The organism is Algoriphagus hitonicola (assembly GCF_900113375.1).
Classification (GTDB): domain Bacteria; phylum Bacteroidota; class Bacteroidia; order Cytophagales; family Cyclobacteriaceae; genus Algoriphagus; species Algoriphagus hitonicola.
Window position 1 is genome coordinate 130886 of sequence record NZ_FOPC01000004.1, and the last position, 22169, is coordinate 153054.

Sequence of the window (22169 nt, forward strand, 5' to 3'; positions counted from 1 at the left end):
ATGATAAAGCCCTTTTCGAATCCATTGTTTATGAGAAATTAATATTTGAAGCAAGGCATGGAGGATTTTCTTCCAGCACCGTCGGAATCTCCCGCTAAAAAGCTAAAACGAATACTGATTTCATGGGCTCCGCTTACATTGGCAGAGGCAAGAGAAGAAACCACATAATCGTAACTGTAGCCGACACTCAATCCTCCACCCAATGAAATCCCAACCAGGGAAACCAAAGATTCATGATTGGTGCCCATCTCATCCGAAATCGGCAATCCACGGTACCAAAGGCCTAACACCAAAGGCTGAATATTCAACTGAGCACCCAAATCCAACTGCTGGAACGGTCCTTGATTTTTATAATTGAATGCCAAAGCGAGTTCCTTAACTCCGGAGGTTTGATTGTAATAAGACTTGAACGCTCCGCCAGATAGATCAAATTTCACGCCGCCATGAGCGGAAAGCTTCATCGGCAATTTACTGAAATCTCCTTCCAAAAAGGAAATATTTGGTTGGGTAATGTGATGTGCCGAAACACCAAACCAAGCGTGTTCATTATTATAAAGCACTCCGAAACTATAATCGGCAAACTGATGACGCAGATCCTGGGCAAGGTTCTCTCCACTAAAATCCCCTATAGTTCCGCTTTGATCATCGATCTGACTGCCAAAAACCATATTACCGAAGTAAGCATCACGATCCATATAACTTACTTGACCGCCAAATCTCAAAAAAGAACGAAATCCCAACCGGGCTCGATAGGAATAAGATAATCCGACTTCGGAAACACTGAGGCTCGCCATACTCTGCTCAGAGCGGTTTACAATCAGTCCAATTCCACTGTTAGCACCAAAAATATAATGATCGGCATATGCAGAGTAGGAAGTTATGGATTGATCCAAGCCCGGCCACTGATTTCTAAAGTTTACACCGATCTGAGTCATCTCAGTAGAACCAGTCATCGCTGGATTGAGATAAATCGGAGCTGCATAAAACTGCGAATATTGGGCGTCCTGACTGTACCCTTGGGATCCCAAGAGGACTAAAATCAATATGACGACGACCTTTTTCATAATTTATTTTTTGTTGATTTTAGAATCTATTTATGACTCATAAATCTGATCTTTATATGTTTAATTTTGCTTTTTGTGTTTTGGAATATAATTTTATGCAACACGACATCAGCAAAATGATCTTCTCATTAACTCAAGTGACAATGTTAAATAGCAACTATTATTTGGATTTGCAAATGATAAAAATCAGTCAGTAACCTGCTGAAAATGAGTAATCTGATTAAAAAAATATACTTTTGGGAGATCCCACAAAAAATAAATCAGGAGTTGCATATTTGGTATTATAAAAATCAATCTATCCAAATAATTTATTTTAAAAAAAATTATAATTTTTAAAATTTTTTTTTGAGCGGTATACTAAATTAAACGTCTGCCATTTTGTAAAAAAATAGGGCTATATATAAAATATATAATAAGTTATTTAAAAAGCGTTTTTTTCGCTATGTAAAATTTCTCATTTAAGTCTATAATCATTGCCTATCCATTATCGAAAAGCCGTAATAAAGATGAGGCTGAGCCCCTTCAAGCCCAAATTCTATTAACTATGGACAGAATGGAGAAAATGCTAATGGGTTATTATCCTTAATCGAATTAGTTAAGGCCAAAAAAAGCTGCCTCTCAGCAGCTTGATTAAGGGTAATCGAACTAGTTTTTATCGGACCAAGGTCACTCCTCCTGATAGCGTAAACTCTTCTCCTTTAAGATCTGAATAATGGATTCGATAGACATAATTTCCCGGCTGTACGAGATTTCCCTGATAGGAACCATCCCAGCCCTTGCTTTCAATATCAGTAGTGATGAATAGCTTTTCACCCCAAATATTAAAGACCTCTAAACTAAAGGTATTGACACTTCTCATTTTTGGAATGAACGTATCGTTCAATCCATCACCATTAGGAGTGAATGCATTGGGCACGACCATCATAGCCTCTTCATTGGTAACAAGAACTGCATTAACTTCAGTCACCGGACAGCCCAAAGGATCGAAAGCAGTCAAAGTAACCTGAAATTCTCCCTCTTGGTCAAACACGTGAACCGGATTGCGTTCATTGGATACAATGCCATCCCCAAAATCCCAAGTCCAATCTCTCAGGTCTTCGGAAATTTCTGAAATAAACTCCAGTTCCTCTCCGACCAATACCTCCGGCTCATTGGAGAATTCTACTTTTCGGTATTCAAAATCCAAAACTCTTGCTCGGTTTGCGCTCTGTGCAGGCATATCCAAATCAATGGAAGATTCTGCTTGGCAGCCAACATTATCAGTGATAGTCACTTGCAAAATTCCTGATTGGTAAACCGGTATTTCTCTCAAATCTTTGTCTCCGGTATTCCAGTTAATTTTATAAGGCTCTTTTCCTCCTGTGATCGTCAATACCGCTTTGCCTTTTACTATTCCGAGTTCACAATCGGTTTCAAATACGGTACTGATCCGAGCCTGAATCGGTTCGGGATCTGTGATACTTAGCGATTGATTGAGGGTACAGCTATTTTCATCCAATATCTGAATGGAATAAGTCCCTGCTTTTAGGTCGGTTCGCTTGAGTGGTCCCTCAACACCATCTGACCAGATAACTTTAATTTCCCCTACTGCTCCGCTCACTTCCAGTTCTGCCTGACCATCCGCAGCCCCAAAGCAAGAGGGATTTTGCTGGCTGAGGACAGTACCATGCAAGCTGGTTTTCGCAGCTACAGTAAATGATTTGACTTGTTGACATCCGTTGGCATCCTGCACAGTCACCTCGTAGTCACCGGGTTCAAGTTCGGTCAAACTGGAATCGGAAGGACCATGCGACCAAGCGAAAGTATAAGGTGTAGCACCGCCACTTACCGATAGCGCTATTGTGCCATCAGGATTTCCTTGGCAACTCGCGTCTTTTACCTGTGCCTCTACTTCGAGATCGGAAGAATCCCAGAGTGAATATGAACTATTAATCGAGCAACCATTGGCATCCGTCACCACCACAGAATAAGTTCCTGCAGCTAGGTTTTCCAACACTGAAGAAGTCGCGCCGGTATTCCAATCATAGGTAAATGGAGCGGTTCCTCCAGAAACCGATAAGCTGATGCTTCCGTCGGCAGAATTGCAAAGCGGCGGTACGGTACTGCTGTTAATTTCCAGTGGGCTTGCAGCTGTCACGGCATAAGAACCAAAGAACGAACAGCCGTTGGAGTCAGTAATGGTTACCTCATAATTCCCAGCACTTAAGTTAGAGATATCTTTATTGGTGGCTCCTGTATTCCACTTGTACGTGTAAGGAGCTACTCCTCCGGCAACAGCCAAATTGATGCTTCCGTCATTTTCTCCCGAACAGGAAATCCCTCCAATATTTTCTGAGACGTTAATGCCACCTTCCGGTGATTTGATTTCGAAGGATACGGATACATCACAATTGTACATGTCATAAACCACTGCAGTGTAAGTGCCAGCGCTCAAGTCCGAAAGCTCCCATACGTCCTTTGGTCCATGACTCCAAACCACCTTATATGGTTCGCCTCTCCCAACTTTCACCCCAATTTTGGCGTAGCCGTCCTTAGCTGAGCCACAGGAGGCATCGTGAGTTTCTACAGGATCCAAAATCAAGGGAAAAGGGGGTTGAACTATGATCCGTTCGATATGAACCAGACCATTAGAATCTTTGATTTCTACGGTGTAGGTTCCCGCGTTTAGATTGTCGCGATTCTGCGTGGTTTCATTGGTATTCCATTTAAATGTATAAGGAGCTTTTCCCCCTGAAACATCAAGAATGATAAACCCTTTTTCAGAATGAGAACATAGCGCTAGCTTTCCGCTAACCTCCACCCGAATGCCATCATAATTTCCATCACGGTGGTTGGCACTACCGGTAGTTTCTGATTTTTGGGAAAAGGCATCAAAAGACCACATTGCTAAAAACAGCAAAGCAATCACTTGAAATTTTCTGATGTAATCCCGTTTTTTCATCTTTCCAGTCGCTAAAACATCTTCTTTTTGTCCTATTAATACTGCATTTGAAATACATCATAATGTACCGTCAAAACAGAATATTAATTGTTAAAATTAGATATTCGCATTATTTGATAGCGAAATAACAGTAATTAATTTGAATTAGCAAAATATTATACTGTGATAAAAGTCATGTCAGAAGATGACGAAACGGGCTTTTGATCAAGAAATAAACCATTTTCAAAATGCTGTTTTGAATCGGCTTTTTTATAGGGACAAAATGATTTTAAACTATTTGTTTGTGAATTGATGCTCCAAAAAAAATTTTGCCAGGCGGCAAATTAATAACGGAAACAAGGGATAACCCGGGCTTTTCGGTTACGTTTATTGGGATCTCCACCCCATAAAAATGAGTAGGTTACCGAAATTTCATGGGCCCCTCCTGAATTTCGCTGATTGAGCTTGGAAACTGTCACGTCATAGGAGTAACCGATATCCAATCCGGTAGGCAAAGAAACTCCGACAAGACCGATAACTGATTCATTATTTGGCAGTTCGTTTTTGGTCGGAAGACCCCGATACCAAAGACCAAGGACTAGTGGATCTAAGTAAATCTGTGTCCCAATATCAAGCTGATTGAAGGGGTCCTGCTGCTTGTAATTGAAAGCAAAAGAAATCGCTCTCTCCTGATAAGCATGAGTAAAATAATCCCTCCTTCCTCCGGTCAGATCAAATTTAATACCCCCTTGCATAGAAAGCTTCATGGGCAATTTTGAAATCTGACCTTCCACAAAAGACACGTTCGGCTCGGTCAAGTGATGTGCAGACGCACCTAGCCAGACATTCTTGGTATAAAACATCCCACCAAAGGCAAAGTCAACGAAATTGTATCGGCTATCAATGGGAATTCCATCCAATTCGTCCGTAATCCCACCGATACCTCCACTCACAATGTCGATCTGAGTCCCAAAAACCAAATCAGAGAAAAAAGCATCTCGCTGCATATAACTGACCTGACCGCCTAATCTAAAATACGTTTCTTCGGAAATCTGAAGCTGATAGGCATAATTTAACCCGATTTCATTGGTAGACAAATTAGCCAACCCTTCCCGGTTGCCATTAAAAATCAAGCCGATGCCGGAATTATAATCAAAAATATAGTGATCGATGTATGCAGAATAGGAATTGAAACTATAGTCCAAGCCCGGCCATTGATTTCGGTAATTTACTCCTATACGGGTGAGTTCGGAAGCTCCTGTAAGCGCGGGATTGAGGTACAAAGGAGCCGCATAGAATTGCGAGTACTGCACATCCTGTGCCTTAGACTGCAATCCAATGCCCAATATCAGTAGTATACCGAGTATTTTCCTCAACATAGCTTTTCCCCTCTTCCTCTGGCGAAGGTATAATTTTTATCCCTTTTAGAGGAAATTAAACATGAATTTAAGGTTTTGAAACTACTAGGGCTTAGGATTGGGAAGACAATCGGATCGGTTTCATACCTAGCGAAAAGCCTGCATTTTTAACGCAGGCTTTACCGCTTTGGCTAGGAAATCAATAACTATACCAAAGGCTACAAAAAAGAGTCATAATCCACTTATAAATCGATTATTACTTGATTTTTTATCAAGTCCTCGAAAATCTCCCGCTTTCGGATCAGATGGACTTCCCCATCCAAAACCAAAACCTCAGCAGGTCTCAACCTTGAGTTATAATTAGAAGCCATGCTATATCCGTAAGCGCCGGCATTCTTTATCACCAAAAGATCCCCCTGATTTACCTCTGCTAACGATCGATTGGCAGCAATCGTATCTGTTTCGCAGATATATCCTACTACAGAATAGGTGTTTTCTTTACCTTCGGGGTTACTTAGATTGTACACATCGTGGTAGGCATCGTATAGCATGGGACGAAGGAGGTGATTAAGCCCCGAATCCACACCCACAAAAGTCACCGTGGGCGCTTCTTTGACCACATTGGACTGAACGATCAAGAAGCCACTTTCACTTACGATAAACTTTCCCGGCTCCAACCAAAGCTCCAATTCCCTCCCGTAACTTTTACAGAAATCTTTAAAAGCACTGGAGACTTTCTCTCCGACTTCCTTGATATCAGTTTCCGGGTCTCCTTCCTTGTAAGCGACCTTAAATCCACCTCCACAGTCGATGAAGCGTAGATCTGGGAAATTTTTAGCGGCATCAAAAAGTACATTTGCTCCCTTCAAAAAGACCTCAGCATCCAATATATCAGATCCGGTATGGACATGAAGTCCTACAATCCGGACATTGTATTCCTTGACCGCATCCAAAATCTCCGGCAGTAATTCGATGGATATCCCAAACTTACTGGCTTTGTGGCCCACGGAAATTTTGATGTTGCCACCAGCCATGATATGAGGATTGATTCGAATACAAGCTGGTACGGTATCCCCATATTTCTCTCCAAACTGTCGAATTAGTGGAATACTATCCAAGTTAATCATAACTCCCAGATTGACCGCTTCCCTGATTTCATCAAACCCAACTCCACTTGGCGTGTACATGATTTCACTGGGTGAAAATCCAGCCATCATTCCCAATCGGACTTCTTCGATGGAAACCGCATCCACTCCCGCCCCGGCTTTTTTGATTAGTTTTAGAATGCTAATATTCGAAAGCGCTTTGGTGGCATATTTGATTTTAAGAGGAATTCCATCAAAGGCTTCTTGTAGAGACTTCACCTGATCTACGATCTTCTGCCCATCATAAACATAAAGTGGGGTACCGAATTCACGGGCGATATTTTCTAAAGGAATGCCTTGGATAGAGGCAGGTCTTGATCGATCTGACATGGTCTAAATTTTGCTCACAAAGATAGAAAAATAGCCCCGAAAGGAATAAAAAGGCTGGTTTTTCTGGCCAAACACATTTAGGATTTCTGGAGAAAAAGGCCTTATTCGCCCCCTAATCCAGCAATGCCCTTGAGATCAGCCCGTTAAATATTGTTAACCCCCCATGCCTAGCCCCCAAAGGCTGTAAATTTGTATCATGTCGAGAAATAAAATCACCTTAATCGTCGTCCTGATGTCCATCGCTAGCTTTGGCCTGATGGGATTTCAGTACTATTGGGTGAAAAATGCCATTCGAATCAATCAGGAACGATTTGATCAGGATGTATATCAAGCACTTGCCAGCACCGTGGACCAGTTGGAAAAAGGAGAAACTAGTGACGTCATCCTAAGCCAATTGATGCGGGATCCGATATTACAGGAGTCGCTATTTGAAAAAATCGACCCGATAGACTTTGAAGTGCGTCAGCGTCCCAAATACCGCTCAGGCCCATCCATCGTGGACACTTTGAATATAACTCAGGTCCCTGAAGTGAGCAATACGTTTAGGAGAATACTCGAATCCCGCGGAATAGATTTGTCCATTTTGGGCGAACTGGAAACTTTTTTTGCCCGGATGACTCCGGAGGTAGCTTCCACGATTTTCACCCCAGACGAGATGGCCGTGCTTTTGGAAGAAAAAGAGCGTCAATTGCAGTTTCTCAGTCAAGTTGAAAGTCTTCAGTTTAATAGTTCGCCTTCTTTGATTCCAGAATCAGAGTTTGAAAATGAAATCAAAATCTCTGATGATGCCCTGGAAAAAATTCGTCGGGCAAACATGAAAATTGATCTAATCAACAAATCTTGGGAGGAAATAGCCGCAGGACAAATGGCGATTTTGGATCGACTGGATACGGCTCAAGTGCGAAAACTCGTGAAAAATTACCTGCTTGAGCGGGGGATTTTGGAGGAATTTGAATTGGGAATTCTCAAGGATGATGGACTCTTGATGGCTGTTGGAGATGTCAGCGAGCCCTTCCGGTTGGTGCAATACGGTGTACAGGCCAAGCTTTTTCCCAATGATGTATTTGGAAAGGAAAACTACCTTTATATATTCTTTCCCGAAAAAGCCAACCATGTCATTCGGCAGGTTTGGCTTCCGATTTCTTCTTCCTTGATTTTTATCGGGGTGATTATTTGGTGTTTCATCTATGCCATTCGGGTGATTTTAAGACAAAAAGCCCTCTCAGACACCAAAAATGATTTCATCAACAATATGACTCACGAGTTCAAGACTCCACTGGCTACCGTGAGCTTAGCCGTTGAAGCGCTTCAGGATCCAGAGCTTTCGTCTCAGGAGCGATTCCGGGATCGTTATTTGGGCATCATCAAGGATGAAAACAAGCGGCTGGTATCCCAAGTAGAAAACGTATTGCAGGCAGCTGCGTTAGATAAGAAGGATTTTAAGCTGAAAATAGAAAAAATCAATCTATCCGATCTTTTGGAGGATACACTTAGTCATATCAGTTTGCAAATTGAAAAACGGAATGGTCGCATTTCTTTCGAAAATGATATTCAAGGCAAAATCATCGAAGGTGACAGGTTTCATTTGACTCATATTTTCAATAATCTGTTGGACAATGCCAACAAATATTCGCGTGAAAATCCGGAGATTGAGATTAAGGCCTGGGAAGAAAATGATCAGGTTTTTGTCAGTATCCAAGACCAAGGTATCGGCATGAGCAAAGAAGCTCAGCGAAAAATATTTGATAAATTTTACCGGGTTCCTACTGGAAATCTCCACGATGTCAAGGGTTTTGGCTTAGGACTTTCCTATGTTAAAACGATGCTGGAGGCACATAAAGGAAATATTAATGTACAAAGTGATTCCGGAAAAGGAAGTAAATTCACCATTCAACTACCCAAAACACAATGAGCAAAGCCAAATTACTAGTAGTGGAAGACGACCCAAACTTGGGTGATATCCTCAAAGAATACCTCGAAATGAAAGGGTACGAGCCCACGCTCTGTCGGGATGGAGAAGAAGGCTGGAACAAATTCAAAAAAGATAAATTTGACCTTTGTCTTTTGGATATTATGATGCCAAAAAAGGACGGGTTTACCCTAGCCAAAGAAATCAAAAAAGTACAGGATGACTTACCCATCCTCTTTTTGACGGCCAAGAACCAAAAAGACGATATCATCGAAGGGTTGAAAATTGGTGCCGACGACTACCTCACCAAGCCGTTCAGCATGGAAGAATTACTGCTACGCGTGAATGCCATTCTTCGTCGTACCCAAAAATCAACGGAGATCAATCAGTTGAAGACTTATGAATTTGGCGGATTCAAACTGCATTATGATGAGCAAATTCTAGAAGGTCCCAAAGGAAAAAACAAATTGACCTCCAAGGAAAATGAACTCCTCCGAATCTTGGCAGCCGAAATGAACAAACTGGTCAACCGAAGCCATGCCCTGAAGCAAATCTGGGGAGATGACAGCTACTTCAATGCTAGAAGCATGGATGTGTACCTAAGCAAAATCCGAAAACTACTCAAGGACGACCCCACGGTACAGATCATCACGGTTCATGGTGAAGGGTTTAAATTGATTGTAAGTGATAATTGAAACATAAGAAGCTGCCTCAAAAGTGAAGTTTGCCACATTGAGCATTTGAGGGACGAGTGTCTCAAATGCTCAATGTGGGCCAGAACGATAGAAATGGCCTTCGACTCCAGTCACCCTGAGTCTTAAATATTCTTCGAACATACAAAAAGGAGATGACGAAAATTATGGTTTGAATTAAATTTTCGGTCACGCTGAGCACTTGAGAGACGAGAGTCTCGAAATCGAAGGGTCAGGCTGAAATTAGAGTGATTTATGAGACAAGCCTCTTTTTTATTCTTCGACCAACTCAGCGCCGATACCGGGTCCTGCAGCAAAGGTCACTTTTTCCGGAGTAATCTGGACACCTCTTGCAGGATCTTTGGAAAGCAGCATCGCACCATCCATATCCACATAATCCAACAGCGGAGCAATGTGGGCAATTGCTGAAATCCCCACGGAAGATTCGGTCATACAGCCTACCATGGTCTTCATGCCCAAGGATTTTGCTTCATGAATCATTCGAAGCGCGGGAGTAATTCCCCCGGCTTTGACCAGCTTGACATTGATCGCATGAAAATACCCTTGACATTTTTTGACGTCGCTTTCTACGATGCAGCTTTCATCTGCCATCACCGGAAGCTTGGAGTGCTGATAAACTTCCTTCATGCCCTCCCAATCATCCTTTGCCAAAGGCTGCTCCATAAATTCCACTCCGAGCTGAACCAAAACCTCCGAATTACGAATCGCTTGCTCTGCCGTCCAAGCACAATTGGCATCAATCCGGAAAATCGCATCAGAATGCTTTCGAAGTTCGCGGACAATCTCCAAATCATTGGCCGTCCCAAGCTTGATTTTATAGATCGGCCAGTCTACTTCCTTCATTTTGGATACCATTTTGTCCAAACTATCAATCCCAATCGTGAAATTGGTCAGCGGAATATTTTTGGGATCTAAATCCAGGTATTCATAGAGTTTTTTACCCTGCTTCTTGGTAAAAATATCCCAAGCCGCCATATCCAAGGCACATTGGGCAAAAGGGTTTTGGACAAAAATTTCCCGCGTCATTTCCCAAAGCTGCTCCGGATGATTCCATCCGCCGTTTTCTATCAAAAGTCTGGCAGACTCCAAACGATCCGTCATATTCTCGATCGTCATGCCATAGAACGGATTGGTGGTAGATTCTCCCAAACCGTAAAAACCTGCATCTTCCAGCTTGACAATCAGGGTATCTTGCACATCCCGGCTTTGATGAGCGATGGTGAAGGTATGCTTCAGCGGAAGATCAACTACTTGATATGAAAGCCACATGGATAGATTTTTTTTGGAATCATGGAAATTGAAGCATTTTAGCCCAAAGATGCTTAGCTTTACTTAGTTCTTCTAGCCAAAATACCAAAGCATGAAATTAATCAACAGAAATCAATTTAGCCTGTTTTTGCTGTTTTTGTTTTTATTAGTTGGGTGTAAAACCGCAAACGAACCAGAAAGTTCCTCTCTTCCGGTGAGTATGCTGGAGAATGCACATCAGCAATTCTTAGAGCCTGCGATTACCCACAGGAGATTTAAACACGCTGATTTACAGCCTCTGATTGAAAAACACCAGCAAAATTTTGAGCTGAAAGAACTTGGCCACTCGATCGAAGGAAGAAGCATCACCGCCATGTATTGGGGAGAGGGAGAAACCAAAGTCATGCTTTGGTCACAAATGCACGGCAATGAAAGTACTGCTACGATGGCGCTTTTTGATCTTTTCAACTTTTTGGAAGGCCGTGGTGATGAGTACGATGAGATAAGAAACACATTAAAAAATCAGCTTCGGATTAAATTTATTCCGATGATTAATCCTGACGGAGCGGAGGCCTTTAAGCGCAGAAATGCACTGGACATCGATCTCAATCGGGATGCTATTTCTCAAATTTCGCCGGAGGCGGTCATCTTAAAAGATGCCCGGGATGAATTTGAACCGGACTTTGGATTTAATCTCCACGATCAGCAGATTTATTACAATGTGGTCAATACGCCAAAACAAGCGACGATTTCGGTATTGGCGCCGGGATATAATTATGAACGGGATATCAACGATGTGCGGGAGCGAGCCATGCAGACTATCGTGGGAATGAACGAAATCCTACAGCAGGTTATCCCTGGACAAGTGGGAAAATATGACGATGGATTTGAGCCGAGAGCCTTTGGTGATAATATCCAAAAATGGGGAACAAGTACGATTTTGATCGAATCAGGCGGCTATGTCGGTGATCCGGAAAAGCAATTTATCCGAAAGCTCAATTTCATGATTATTCTCGATGCTCTGAACCAAATCGCCACTAAAGGCTATGAAAAATATACCTCTCAGCAGTATTTTGAGATCCCCGACAATGGGTTTCAACTCATGGATTTGATCCTAAAAGAAGTAGAAGTCGAAGTGGAAGGAAATCAGTATCCGGTTGATATTGCCATCCGCAGACGGGAGGCCAATGCCGAAGATTCCTATTTTGTCAATGGATCAATCGAAGATTTAGGTGATATGCAGGTCTATTTTGGTTTTGATGAACTCGAAGCTACCGGTCACCGATGGGCGGAAGGGAAAGTTTTCGAGGAGGAGTTTGAAAACCTTGCTTCGATTGACCAAGGGGAAGCTATGGAGCTTTTAAAGCAAGGATATTTAGCAGTCAAGGTGAAAAATGCCGAAAAAAATGAATTGCATAATTTGCCCATTTTGGTGCTGAAGACGAGGGAGGATTTTCCCTCAGGATGGATGATTGGAAATGCTCCCAATTTCTTTTTAGAAAAAGAAGGAGAATTGACTCATGCCATCGTCAATGGCTACCTAATCGATCTAAAAAACCCAAAGGATCAGGAATTTAAACAACGGGTGTATTGATAATTCTTTTCAAAAAAATCTCCCAAACCTGCTGATTGGCAGGTTTTTTTATGGATAAAATTCGATAAATTGAAACTTCCAATACTATTCTTATGAAGACGAACGCGATCATTTTTGCCCTGGCCATTGTAGTTTCCTCCATTATTTTTGGCTATGCCGTCATTAACCGAAATAATCCTCAAGGCACCATCAATGTCACTGGACTGGGAGAACAAAATTTCACCTCAGACCTCATTGTTTGGGAGGGAAATTTTACTAGAGAAAGCTCAAATATCCAGAGCGCCTACGCCAATCTGGAAAAAGACCGATTGTCAGTCACAGAATATTTGGTTTCAAAAGGAATTCCTGAAGAACAACTCGTCTTCAATGCTGTCACCACCAATCCTCAATATCAACAAAATTACTCCAAAGATGGCCGGTTTATGGGACAGACCTTTACTGGCTATCAACTCAATCAATCCCTTGTGATCGAGTCCAACGAAGTCGAAAAAGTAGAGAAAATCAGCCGTGAAATTACCGAGCTGCTCAATCAAGGAATTGCTTTTTATTCCCAACAGCCCCGCTATTATTATACTGAATTGGAATCGCTCAAACTGGAAATGATCGCCAAAGCGACCGAAGATGCCCGAATCCGAGCGGAACGCATCGCGCAAAACTCCAATGCGAGTTTGGGAAATCTGATTTCAGCCAATATGGGGGTATTTCAGATCACTGGCCAAAACTCAGGCGAGGATTATTCTTGGGGTGGTGCATTCAATACGAGCGCAAAAAATAAGACCGCATCAATTACGATGAAACTGGTCTTTGAAGTGAACTAAAAGCTATTAAGCTAAAGAAAGGGAAAGAGGAATCAATATGGCGTAGGCAAGCAGACCAATGGTCCAGCCTAGTACTTTTTTCACACCATAAGATTGGCGAAGTCCTACCGTGTTTTTGAAAATAATACCTGATATTCCCGCGGCAACAGGTGTAAAGGTGAAATAAATGGCAAGCGCTTTCATGTTTTGGGACGTAAACATTCCCTCCAAATTAAACACCACCAATAAAATCAACGCCGCGAAAAGTGCGTTTTTTGCAAAAATCATGCGATTGGAATCAAAGGTCAATCGCCCTTCGGAAATGGTATTCATAAATCGGAAAATAGTTGGTTTTGTACTCGTAGCAGATTCCTAACGGATTTAGATTCAATTAGGTTCTAAAAAAAAGATCCCGAAGGATCTTTAATTGTGTTAAAATTTTTTCTTGTTAATTCAGCGTGTATTCTACCGAGATTTCCATGTTTAGCGCCTTGGAAATCGGGCAGTTTTTTTCGGCATCCTTGACCAGTTCTGCAAATTTTTCTTCACTTATTCCATCTACTTTTGCCTTCAGAACCAAGTGAGATTTGGTCAAAGTACCATCTTCCAAGGTCACATTTCCCGTTACCTCAAGTTCTTCGGGAACGTAATTTTCACCACTAAGATTGAAACTCAATTTCATGGCAAAACATCCCGCATGTGCTGCGGCGATCAGTTCTTCAGGATTGGTTCCAACCCCGTCTTCAAATCGGGATTTGTAAGAATATTGGACTTTGTCTAAAACGGTACTTTGCGTACTGAGATGTCCATTACCGTCTTTTCCGCTTCCTTTCCATACGGCGGTTGCTTTTCTAATCATGGTTTAAAGATTTATATGTTAAAAATTGATTTCACTACTAGAAGGAATTTGAAAGGGCTTTGGTTCTTTAAATCAGGATTTTTTCTTCGAAAAAACCCCAGCAATTCGTCTCATGATTTGCTTTTCCTTTTCCCAAAAAAAACGAAACTGCCCAAAAATAAAACCGTAAATCAGGAGAAATATCTGATAGAGCGGCAAGACCAAAAGCAAATAAAGAACCGTATTGACAAAACCGCCTTTTTCCACACCAAAGAAATCCAAGACCGGATTTTTGATAAATAAAATCGTAAATCCCGTGCAAGCGAAAACGATAAGCACCATGATCACCTGAAATAGGCTTTCGAGTTTCCATTTGACCTGAAGTCGTTTGAGGAATCCATGTTTTTTTTCCGTCATAGTTTTCTTTTGGTGTTGAAAGAATTTGCTTTCGCTAATAATTTACCACGCAAAAACCCCATCATTCAATTTCTGAAGGGCTTCGTTTTTATATTTCGAATCGATCAGCAGGGATACGTTATGCCGGCTACCCCCGTAGGAAACCATCCGGATCGGAATATCCACCAAACTATCCATGACGGATTTGACCGCCCCGCGGGTTTCTGAAACCATATTGCCTACGATGCAGACAATGCTTTGATTTTGATCCACTTCTACCAAACCCAGGGTTTCCAGTTCTTTTCGGATCGCTTCTAAATGACTGACATCGTCAATGGTCACCGAAACCGCTACCTCCGAGGTGGTGATCATATCAATTGGGGTTTTGTATTTTTCGAAAATCTCAAAAACCCGTCTTAAAAATCCATAGGCCAACAACATTCTGCTGGATTTGATCTTCACGGCTGTAATTCCATCTTTTGCCGCAATAGCCTTCACTCCTTTGGTCTCTACATTCGCTTTGATCAGCGTACCCTGAGCTTTGGGATCCATGGTGTTGAGCAATCTGACCGGAACATTGTAAAGCTGGGCCGGCCAAATGGATGCCGGGTGGAGAATCTTGGCCCCGAAGTATGCTAACTCGGCCGCCTCATCAAAGGATAATTCGGCAATTGGCCGAGTTCGATTGACGATTCGCGGATCATTATTATGCATCCCATCGATGTCTGTCCAGATTTCACAAACTGAGGCATTGATGGCCGCAGCGATCAATGAGGCAGTATAGTCAGATCCTCCTCGCTTAAGATTATCGACCTCATTTCGGTGGTTTTTACAAATGTATCCTTGCGTTACAAAGAGTTTTTGACCTGGATGCTGCGCCAAAATTGCTTTGAGCTTTTCTGAAATTTTACCCAATTCTGGTTCAGAATTCTCATCTATGCTCATAAAATCCAGCGCAACCAGAAAGACAGCCGGAATCTCCAATTCCTCCAAAAGGGCATGAAATAATTTCGTAGAAAGCAACTCCCCCTGAGCCAAAATATCCCGATTGATGGCTTCATTGAAGGAAATTTTCAAGATGATATTCAAAAACTCAAAATGCTCCTTGATGATCCCTTCGGCTTTTTCCCGAGCCTTTTGAGTTTTAAGAAGCTGTGGGTAAAAATCCTGATAATGGGTATGTAATGCATCAATCCGCTCTTTGGCCAGGATGCGGTCGGCATTTGACAAAGCCTCTCCGATACCGACGAGTGCATTGGTGGTGCCGGAAAGGGCGGAAAGTACAACAATAGTCGGTTCGTCATCGGCCGTAACCAGATCTTTGACTTGATGCATTCGCTCGGGTTTGCCGACTGAGGTCCCCCCGAATTTCATTACCTTCATAGAATACGAATAGGTTTGGTTTTTTAATTCTTGTTTCTTAGCTCTTGCTTCTAAATTCTATTTTAGAATCCCAGCATTTTCACGGCAGTGATGGCCGCTTCGTCACCTTTGTTTCCATGTTTTCCCCCCGCACGATCAAGCGCCTGCTGCTGATTATCGGGTGTCAAAACACCAAAAATCACCGGTTTGTTATACTTCAATCCTACATTGGTGATTCCCTGAGCAACGGCATCACAGATAAAATCAAAATGACGGGTTTCTCCCTGAATCACACAGCCCAAGCAAATTACCGCGTCAATATTTTCGTCTTGAGCGCACCATTGAGCGCCCAGTGAAAGCTCAAAAGATCCCGGAACATTTTTGCGGATGATGTTTTCCTTTTTGGCACCATGCTGAATCAAAGTCTGATAAGCGCCGGAATAAAGCGCCTCCGTCACGTCTTCATTCCACTCGGAGACGACGATTGCAAATTTTTTGGAACTGATATCCGCGATATTTTTGGAGCTATATTCGCTCAGGCTTTTATTTGAAGTAGCCATGGATTAATAAATTTGAAATGTGTTAAACGAAAAAAGAGTAAGATCCCATCGACCTTACTCTTCTAAAAGATGCTTATAGCAAAGCACTACTTAGCGGCAAGGCCTTCTAAGCGAGCTTTATGTTTTCGAGCGCCAGTGTATTCAAAGGACTCGTAGTATTTCTCTTCGATCTCGGTGTAGGTGTCAATCGCCTCTTCAATCTGACCATTTTCCTCGTATGCCACCGCCAACTTATACAGGTATTTTGGAGTAAAATATTCATTTGGCTTGTGGTTGGCTGCTTTTTGATAGTTGGAGATTGCATCATCCAAGTTACCTGAGTCTAGATAAGCATCACCTAGTAGAGAATAAGCTTTGGCTTGAACCAAGTAATCGTCAGAGCTGAACTTTTCCAAATAAGAAATCGCGTCACTGAAGTTTTTCTCAGAAAGATAAATGGATCCAATGTAGAAATTAGCCAAATTAGCGGCATCCGTTCTTGGATATTCGTCCACTATCTGTAGAAATCCAGGATTGATCCCATCTCCATTCAAGGCAAAGTCCACACTGTCTTGCTCGTAGAAATAGACCGCTTGGAACATCTCTTCCTGTGCTTTCTCATTCTGATTCTGGGTATTGATCTGGAAAAATAAAATTCCTCCGATCAAAAGGATAGCTGCGATCAGCACCCCTCCCAATATTTTACTATTTTTCTTCAAAAAAGCCTCACCTCGGCCCAGCGATTCTGCTAGAGCTGCCGGGTTTTCCAGCAATTCATTTTGTTCTTGTTGTGCTTTTTTGCTCAGTTTCTTTGCCATGTTACTCGATTTTCAGGCGCAAATATACGTTTTTTATGATTTCCACAAAGCCCAATAAAAAAGCCATGAATCCATCTTGTTTTCATGGCCTTTATAATTCAGGTTTTTGCTTTATTTATTCCATGACAAATGGATAGTCCTCCTGAATGTACACATCCTTGAAGGCATCCTGTCCATCAGGCCATGGGGATTCTTCGGCAAATTTCACTGCATCGGCTACTTGCTTTTTCACTTTAGCGATGATTTTTTCAATTTCTTCCTCACTAAGAATTTTATTGTCTGTGATCGTTTTCAAGACTTGCTCGATCGGGTCTTTCATCTTGTATTCTTCGACCTCTTCCTTGGTGCGGTATTTCTGAGGATCAGACATGGAGTGACCTTTGTATCGGTAAGTTCTGAATTCCAAAAGTGTCGGTCCATCGCCTTTTCTCGCACGCTCAGCTGCTTCAGCTACCGCTTCATGAATGGCTTCTACGTTCATCCCGTCGACTGGGAAAGCCGGCATATCATAGGATTCTCCGATTTGATAGAGTTCGGTTACATTGGAGGTTCGTGCCACCGAAGTACCCATGGCGTATCCGTTATTTTCAATTACGAATATCACCGGAGTTTTGTAAAGCATGGCCAAATTGAAAGCTTCGTGAACCGCACCCTGACGGACTGCTCCATCACCCATGTGGCAAATGCAAAGGTTTTTGGTGCCTTTGTATTTTTCGGCAAATCCGATTCCCAAGCCCATGGGCACCTGAGCACCCACGATCCCGTGACCGCCCATGAAGTTGCGCTCCTTGTCAAAAATGTGCATGGAGCCACCCTTACCTTTGGTCGTGCCGGTAGCTTTGCCATAAAGCTCAGCCATCACAGCTCCCGGATCGGTTCCCAATCCCAGTGGATGTGCGTGATCTCGGTAAGCGGTAATCCATTTATCGTCTTTTTCCAAGGCAGTAATCGCACCTGCAGCACAGGCCTCTTGGCCGATATACAAGTGACAAAAACCTCGTATTTTTTGCTGACCGTAAAGTTGACCGGCTTTTTCCTCGAAGCGTCTCATCAAGAGCATGCTTTCGTACCAAAAAGCGTAGGTTTCTTTCGAATAGTTTACTTTCGACTTGGTCGCTGTTGTCTTCTTTGCCATATCGTAATGATCAAAATATGCTAATTTAGGCCCCAAATATAACCAACCTCTCCTAAAAATCAGGCTGCCGCCCAAATAATTCCCGATTCAGATGTATCTAAAGTCCCTGGAACTCTTACAATTTAAAAACCACGAGAAAACCCGGATGGACTTTTCCCCCCAAATCAACTGTTTTACGGGGCTCAACGGCAGCGGAAAAACCAATATTCTCGATGGAATCCACTACCTCTCCCTGACCAAAAGTGCCGTGCAGTCCAGTGACTCGCTGAATGTGAAGCATGAGCAGGATTTTTTTGCAATCAAGGGGCAATTCGAAATCGAAGATAAGCCACTGGAGGTTCGTTGCACCTTTGAAGCAGGAAAAAAGAAGCAGATCTGGCAAAACGGAAAGTCGTTGGATAAGATTTCGGAGCATGTGGGCTTAATTCCACTCGTGCTGATCGCTCCGGATGACACCGAACTGATCAAAGGAGGAAGCGAGGGACGCAGAAAGTTTTTTGACGGCTTGCTTTCTCAATTGGACCGAAACTACCTGAATCAACTGATCCGCTACCATCATTTTCTCAAGCAACGAAATGCCCTACTCAAGCAATTTGCGGAAACGGGCCGTAGAGATTTAACCCTCTTGGACAGCTATGATCGCGAGATGGTTCAACTCAGCCAAGTCATCGCCCAAAGGCGTTTGGAGCTCATGACCGAGCTCGCCCCTAGGCTCCAGGAGCACTATGCAGAAATTTCCCAAGGGCAAGAAACTGTCACCGTAAACTATGAGACCGAATCCCTGCGCGCTGATTTCGATTCCTATTTTCATTCGCTGCGCAAAAAAGATTTTATCACCAAAAACTCCAATGCCGGAATACACAAAGACGACTTTCAATTTCTCATCGGGGAGCATCCCATCCGAAAAATTGGGAGCCAAGGCCAGCAAAAGTCTTTTATTATCTCGCTGAAACTCGCACAGTTCCAGATTTTTGAGCAGGACAAAGGTGAAAAACCGCTGCTGGTGCTGGATGATATTTTTGATAAGCTGGACGATATCCGCATCGCCCAGCTGATGCAGTTAATTTCCAACCACACCTTTGGGCAGATCTTTCTGACCGATGCCCGTCCGGAGCGATCCCATTCTATTCTTACAAAATTGAATTCGGAAGTGCTTTTCTTTGGGGTGGAAAACGGAGTAGTAACTACCCATTACTAATTCAAATTTTCTTATTTTGAGTTTTAACCTTTCAAATTTTATGAATTCCCTAATCCAACTCCGACATACCCTACACCAACACCCCGAAATAGCTTTGGAAGAAACTGAAACTGCTCGGCGAATTTTGGATTTTTTTAAACCACTACAAGCCGATCAAACCCTTGAAAAGCTCGGTGGAACAGGTTTAGCTTTTGTATTCCAAGGTAAAAAACCCGGCAAACGATTGCTGTTTCGCTGTGAGCTCGATGCGCTTCCCATAGTCGATCTAAAGGAAAGCAACCATCAAAGTCACGTTCCTGGCAAGGGTCACCTATGTGGGCATGACGGGCACATGGCGATCATCTGTGGGGTAGGAGAAAAACTATCCCAGAAGCGGCCGGAAAGTGGAGATGTGGTCCTTCTCTTTCAGCCTGCAGAGGAAACCGGAGAAGGAGCTCAGGCCATTTTAAACGACTCCCGCTTTGAGGAAATCAGGCCCGATTATGCCTTTGCCCTGCACAATTTACCTGGTTTTCCGCTTCATCAGGTGGTGCTGCGAAAAGGAACATTTGCCGCGGGGAGTACCGGAATGCGACTGCATTTCACCGGGAAAACCTCCCACTCCGCCCATCCCGATGCCGGAATCAATCCCGCTCAAGCCCTAGCTCAACTCATGCAGCAGCTTCCCCAATTGCCTAAAGAAATTCCCGGCTTTTCCTTGCTCACGCTTATCCATGCTGAACTGGGAACTTTGGCCTTTGGAACGAGTGCAGGCAAGGGCAGCTTAAGTATGACCCTGAGAGCCTTTGATCAGGAAGATTTGGATTTACTTATTGAAAAGGCACAAGCCTTGGCTCAAAAAATAGTAAACCAGGAGCGTTTGAAATTGGAGGTAGAATTTGTCGAGAAATTTGCCGTGTCGCACAATGACCCGGAATTGTACAGTTTGGTAAAAACTGCTGCTGAAAAGTTGGCGCTTTCTACCGTAGACAAACCCGAACCTTTTACCTGGTCAGAGGACTTTGGACTGTTTAGCCAGCATTGCCCTTCTTTTTTATTTGGTTTGGGAGCAGGAGAAAACTGTCCTCAGCTCCACGAAGGAACCTATGATTTCCCGGATGAATTGATTGAGACGGGGGTGGAGATATTTTGGGATATAATAGGATTAGCCGAAAACTGAATTTAGCCTAGATTTCATATAGTAAATGGGGTCCATTATGAATATCAATTGGCCTAAACTTCCGATTCTATCTTTTGGGTTCTTTTTCAAGCATAGTGAAACTGGAATTCTGAGAGGCATGGGAAGCATTGAAAACTCAAAATCACAGTTTATAACTTCCTTTTTAACCTCTTCGAGAGACAGCTCATTTTTCCTAGTTTGAAAAGGCATTTTCCCTACAAAGAGTAGATAAAGCACCAAACCGATTGCCCAAATCTCCGATTTAACATTATAATCTAAATAGGAATTCACTTCTGGAGCCAAGAACTCCGGAGTAGTCACCAGTATTCGGTTCTCCGGGCCTCCCAAAAAATCCAAGTCAATAATTTTGAAATAATACTCTTCTTTTTCTTGACAAAGAATCAAATTATCTGGCTTTATATCCCTGTGAAGAACTTTATTGGAATGTAAAAACTGAAACCCTTCGAGCAATTTAGTAATCATCCGTTTTAATTGCCCAGAAGACATTCCCGAATTAAATACATCAGAAAAATGGACAGGCTCAACTAATTCCAATACCTCAACCAAATCAAAATCAATTTCAAAGGTTTCAATCTTAAAAATTTCATGATGTTTAAGGATACTAGGATGGGACTTCAATTTCGCTATACCTTGAAAATTTTTTACATACGTATCGATTAAATCAAAATTGATTTTTGAAAACTTCAAGGTAACAGGCAGGTCTCCATGGTGAATAGACCTGCCAGCTAGAATCAGCTTAGAGTCTGATTGATAAATTGGTTTCCCATCTTCAATCTTCAACCCAAAATGACGAAATAGAAAATCTTTGTTCACCAATTTAGAATTTTATAGGTAGCGTTTGGAAGGAAGCTACAGGTTTTCCGTTCATTTGCCCCGGTGCCCAGGCAGGACATTTTTCCAAAATGGATTTTAATTCTTTAGCAGCTCCAGACGGCAAGGGATTTTTAAGTGACACATGCGACACACTACCCTCTTTATCAATTATAAAATCAATAAAAACCTTATCTTCGATCCCATCAAAAGTGCCCTCAGGGGCCTTTTTTACTTCCTCAGATATATAGAGAATGAATTGCTCATAACCGCCTTCAAATTCAGGTTGCTTATCCAACTGATTGAGTAAAAACACCTCTTCCGACCCGGATGAACCTGAATTGGAGCAAGATGTCATCAACCCTGTTAAAAACAGAAGAAGTAAAACATAAGGAAAGAAGCATGTTCTTCTTCTATTCATAGCTCGACAAATACGAAATAACGTCCTGAACCTCATCTGTTTTAAAACAGAAATAAAATACCGTATCAGCTTTGGATAGCAGGAGTGCAGGCCTCTCAAAACAATCACTTGCAACAGAGCGATGTTTGATCTCTGAATTTATTTCAACACTAGGGTTACCTATAAATTCTTCTCCATAATTAAGTCTTAAATCCCTTTCCCAGCTCACACCAATCATGCTAAACTTGGTTTGAATATTTTTTTCCAAATACTTCTCTATGAGCAGATTGATACAGCTACTACACCCTATTTGGGGTACTAAAAGTTCTAAGCTATCCCAATTTGTCAGGTCTGAACTGAAAACTTTTTCAGGACTAATTTTCAGATAGACTGGCTCATTTTTCAAGTTGCTTTT

Annotated in this window: 21 protein-coding genes; 6 read left to right on the forward strand and 15 right to left on the reverse strand. The window is 42.4% G+C overall.

The window, feature by feature from the left end; translation table 11 throughout:
- Nucleotides 1-38: 38 nt before the first annotated feature.
- The 4 genes from BM043_RS06885 to lysA form a co-directional block, all read right to left on the reverse strand.
- Entirely contained in the window at nt 39-1064 is a 1026-nt protein-coding gene (locus BM043_RS06885) for a PorP/SprF family type IX secretion system membrane protein (RefSeq protein WP_092790129.1), read from the reverse strand.
- A gap of 652 nt (nt 1065-1716) precedes the next feature.
- Complete coding sequence (locus tag BM043_RS06890) at nt 1717-4005, reverse strand: T9SS type B sorting domain-containing protein (RefSeq protein WP_092790131.1); 2289 nt, start codon at nt 4003-4005, stop codon at nt 1717-1719.
- 323 nt (nt 4006-4328) lie between these two features.
- Nucleotides 4329-5363 (reverse strand): PorP/SprF family type IX secretion system membrane protein, encoded by a 1035-nt coding sequence (locus BM043_RS06895; protein ID WP_092790133.1) that lies wholly within the window; start codon nt 5361-5363, stop codon nt 4329-4331.
- 221 nt (nt 5364-5584) lie between these two features.
- Nucleotides 5585-6817 (reverse strand): diaminopimelate decarboxylase, encoded by a 1233-nt coding sequence (gene lysA, locus BM043_RS06900; RefSeq protein ID WP_092790135.1) that lies wholly within the window; start codon nt 6815-6817, stop codon nt 5585-5587.
- Nucleotides 6818-7013: 196 nt separating this feature from the next.
- Here lysA and BM043_RS06905 point away from each other — a divergent pair, with 196 nt between their 5' ends.
- Both BM043_RS06905 and BM043_RS06910 read left to right on the forward strand, forming a co-directional pair.
- Nucleotides 7014-8729, forward strand: coding sequence for a sensor histidine kinase (locus BM043_RS06905; RefSeq protein WP_092790137.1), 1716 nt, complete (start codon nt 7014-7016; stop codon nt 8727-8729).
- A complete protein-coding gene (locus BM043_RS06910; protein ID WP_092790139.1) occupies nt 8726-9421 on the forward strand; it encodes a response regulator transcription factor in 696 nt (231 codons plus the stop codon). The genes BM043_RS06905 and BM043_RS06910 overlap by 4 nt, the downstream gene beginning before the upstream one ends.
- Nucleotides 9422-9691: 270 nt before the next feature.
- On the opposite strand, the gene BM043_RS06915 is transcribed toward BM043_RS06910, so the two are convergent.
- The gene (locus BM043_RS06915) at nt 9692-10708 is read right to left on the reverse strand and encodes a dipeptide epimerase (protein ID WP_092790141.1); all 1017 of its coding nucleotides are present in this window, start codon (nt 10706-10708) and stop codon (nt 9692-9694) included.
- Nucleotides 10709-10799: 91 nt separating this feature from the next.
- On the opposite strand from BM043_RS06915, the gene BM043_RS06920 reads away from it, so the two are divergent.
- Both BM043_RS06920 and BM043_RS06925 read left to right on the forward strand, forming a co-directional pair.
- On the forward strand, nt 10800-12281 hold the full coding sequence (locus BM043_RS06920; protein WP_092790142.1) for a M14 family zinc carboxypeptidase: 1482 nt from the start codon (nt 10800-10802) through the stop codon (nt 12279-12281).
- Between the two features lie 92 nt (nt 12282-12373).
- Nucleotides 12374-13099 carry an SIMPL domain-containing protein gene (locus BM043_RS06925; protein WP_092790144.1) on the forward strand — a complete coding sequence of 242 codons (726 nt, stop codon included), beginning with the start codon at nt 12374-12376 and terminating at the stop codon, nt 13097-13099.
- Between the two features lie 6 nt (nt 13100-13105).
- Here BM043_RS06925 and BM043_RS06930 read toward each other — a convergent pair whose 3' ends face one another.
- From BM043_RS06930 to pdhA, 7 genes are all read right to left on the reverse strand, one after another.
- Nucleotides 13106-13411 (reverse strand): hypothetical protein, encoded by a 306-nt coding sequence (locus tag BM043_RS06930; RefSeq protein ID WP_092790146.1) that lies wholly within the window; start codon nt 13409-13411, stop codon nt 13106-13108.
- Between the two features lie 115 nt (nt 13412-13526).
- A complete protein-coding gene (locus tag BM043_RS06935) occupies nt 13527-13937 on the reverse strand; it encodes an OsmC family protein (protein ID WP_092790148.1) in 411 nt (136 codons plus the stop codon).
- Nucleotides 13938-14009: 72 nt separating this feature from the next.
- Nucleotides 14010-14333 carry a DUF6787 family protein gene (locus BM043_RS06940; RefSeq protein ID WP_092790150.1) on the reverse strand — a complete coding sequence of 108 codons (324 nt, stop codon included), beginning with the start codon at nt 14331-14333 and terminating at the stop codon, nt 14010-14012.
- A gap of 42 nt (nt 14334-14375) precedes the next feature.
- Complete coding sequence (locus BM043_RS06945) at nt 14376-15695, reverse strand: aspartate kinase (RefSeq protein ID WP_092790152.1); 1320 nt, start codon at nt 15693-15695, stop codon at nt 14376-14378.
- A gap of 62 nt (nt 15696-15757) precedes the next feature.
- A complete protein-coding gene (ribH, locus tag BM043_RS06950; RefSeq protein WP_092790154.1) occupies nt 15758-16234 on the reverse strand; it encodes a 6,7-dimethyl-8-ribityllumazine synthase in 477 nt (158 codons plus the stop codon).
- Between the two features lie 86 nt (nt 16235-16320).
- Nucleotides 16321-17031: a tetratricopeptide repeat protein gene (locus tag BM043_RS06955; protein ID WP_092790156.1), complete on the reverse strand. Its 711-nt coding sequence runs from the start codon at nt 17029-17031 to the stop codon at nt 16321-16323.
- 115 nt (nt 17032-17146) lie between these two features.
- A complete protein-coding gene (gene pdhA / locus BM043_RS06960; protein ID WP_092790157.1) occupies nt 17147-18166 on the reverse strand; it encodes a pyruvate dehydrogenase (acetyl-transferring) E1 component subunit alpha in 1020 nt (339 codons plus the stop codon).
- A 91-nt stretch (nt 18167-18257) separates the two neighbouring features.
- Here pdhA and recF point away from each other — a divergent pair, with 91 nt between their 5' ends.
- Together recF and BM043_RS06970 are read left to right on the forward strand one after the other, a co-directional pair.
- Nucleotides 18258-19364 carry a DNA replication/repair protein RecF gene (recF, locus tag BM043_RS06965; protein WP_092790159.1) on the forward strand — a complete coding sequence of 369 codons (1107 nt, stop codon included), beginning with the start codon at nt 18258-18260 and terminating at the stop codon, nt 19362-19364.
- A 40-nt stretch (nt 19365-19404) separates the two neighbouring features.
- Nucleotides 19405-20523, forward strand: a complete 1119-nt coding sequence (locus tag BM043_RS06970; protein ID WP_092790161.1) for an amidohydrolase — start codon at nt 19405-19407, stop codon at nt 20521-20523.
- Here BM043_RS06970 and BM043_RS06975 read toward each other — a convergent pair.
- From BM043_RS06975 to BM043_RS06985, 3 genes are all read right to left on the reverse strand, one after another.
- Nucleotides 20509-21357, reverse strand: coding sequence for a protein kinase domain-containing protein (locus tag BM043_RS06975; RefSeq protein ID WP_177188433.1), 849 nt, complete (start codon nt 21355-21357; stop codon nt 20509-20511). The two genes, BM043_RS06970 and BM043_RS06975, sit on opposite strands and share 15 nt — an antisense overlap.
- Nucleotides 21358-21361: 4 nt before the next feature.
- A complete protein-coding gene (locus BM043_RS06980) occupies nt 21362-21652 on the reverse strand; it encodes an energy transducer TonB (RefSeq protein ID WP_218144131.1) in 291 nt (96 codons plus the stop codon).
- Nucleotides 21653-21767: 115 nt separating this feature from the next.
- Complete coding sequence (locus BM043_RS06985; RefSeq protein WP_143189489.1) at nt 21768-22160, reverse strand: hypothetical protein; 393 nt, start codon at nt 22158-22160, stop codon at nt 21768-21770.
- Nucleotides 22161-22169 lie beyond the last annotated feature (9 nt).

Bases quoted from the DNA above. Each gene is read 5' to 3' on its own strand.
- BM043_RS06935 (WP_092790148.1), bottom strand. From the start codon at position 13,937: ATGATTAGAAAAGCAACCGCCGTATGGAAAGGAAGCGGAAAAGACGGT.
- lysA (WP_092790135.1), bottom strand. From the start codon at position 6,817: ATGTCAGATCGATCAAGACCTGCCTCTATCCAAGGCATTCCTTTAGAA.
- BM043_RS06895 (WP_092790133.1), bottom strand. From the start codon at position 5,363: ATGTTGAGGAAAATACTCGGTATACTACTGATATTGGGCATTGGATTG.
- ribH (WP_092790154.1), bottom strand. From the start codon at position 16,234: ATGGCTACTTCAAATAAAAGCCTGAGCGAATATAGCTCCAAAAATATC.
- recF (WP_092790159.1), top strand. From the start codon at position 18,258: ATGTATCTAAAGTCCCTGGAACTCTTACAATTTAAAAACCACGAGAAA.
- BM043_RS06885 (WP_092790129.1), bottom strand. From the start codon at position 1,064: ATGAAAAAGGTCGTCGTCATATTGATTTTAGTCCTCTTGGGATCCCAA.
- BM043_RS06970 (WP_092790161.1), top strand. From the start codon at position 19,405: ATGAATTCCCTAATCCAACTCCGACATACCCTACACCAACACCCCGAA.
- BM043_RS06930 (WP_092790146.1), bottom strand. From the start codon at position 13,411: ATGAATACCATTTCCGAAGGGCGATTGACCTTTGATTCCAATCGCATG.
- BM043_RS06925 (WP_092790144.1), top strand. From the start codon at position 12,374: ATGAAGACGAACGCGATCATTTTTGCCCTGGCCATTGTAGTTTCCTCC.
- BM043_RS06910 (WP_092790139.1), top strand. From the start codon at position 8,726: ATGAGCAAAGCCAAATTACTAGTAGTGGAAGACGACCCAAACTTGGGT.
- pdhA (WP_092790157.1), bottom strand. From the start codon at position 18,166: ATGGCAAAGAAGACAACAGCGACCAAGTCGAAAGTAAACTATTCGAAA.
- BM043_RS06945 (WP_092790152.1), bottom strand. From the start codon at position 15,695: ATGAAGGTAATGAAATTCGGGGGGACCTCAGTCGGCAAACCCGAGCGA.
- BM043_RS06890 (WP_092790131.1), bottom strand. From the start codon at position 4,005: ATGAAAAAACGGGATTACATCAGAAAATTTCAAGTGATTGCTTTGCTG.
- BM043_RS06905 (WP_092790137.1), top strand. From the start codon at position 7,014: ATGTCGAGAAATAAAATCACCTTAATCGTCGTCCTGATGTCCATCGCT.
- BM043_RS06940 (WP_092790150.1), bottom strand. From the start codon at position 14,333: ATGACGGAAAAAAAACATGGATTCCTCAAACGACTTCAGGTCAAATGG.
- BM043_RS06920 (WP_092790142.1), top strand. From the start codon at position 10,800: ATGAAATTAATCAACAGAAATCAATTTAGCCTGTTTTTGCTGTTTTTG.
- BM043_RS06915 (WP_092790141.1), bottom strand. From the start codon at position 10,708: ATGTGGCTTTCATATCAAGTAGTTGATCTTCCGCTGAAGCATACCTTC.
- BM043_RS06955 (WP_092790156.1), bottom strand. From the start codon at position 17,031: ATGGCAAAGAAACTGAGCAAAAAAGCACAACAAGAACAAAATGAATTG.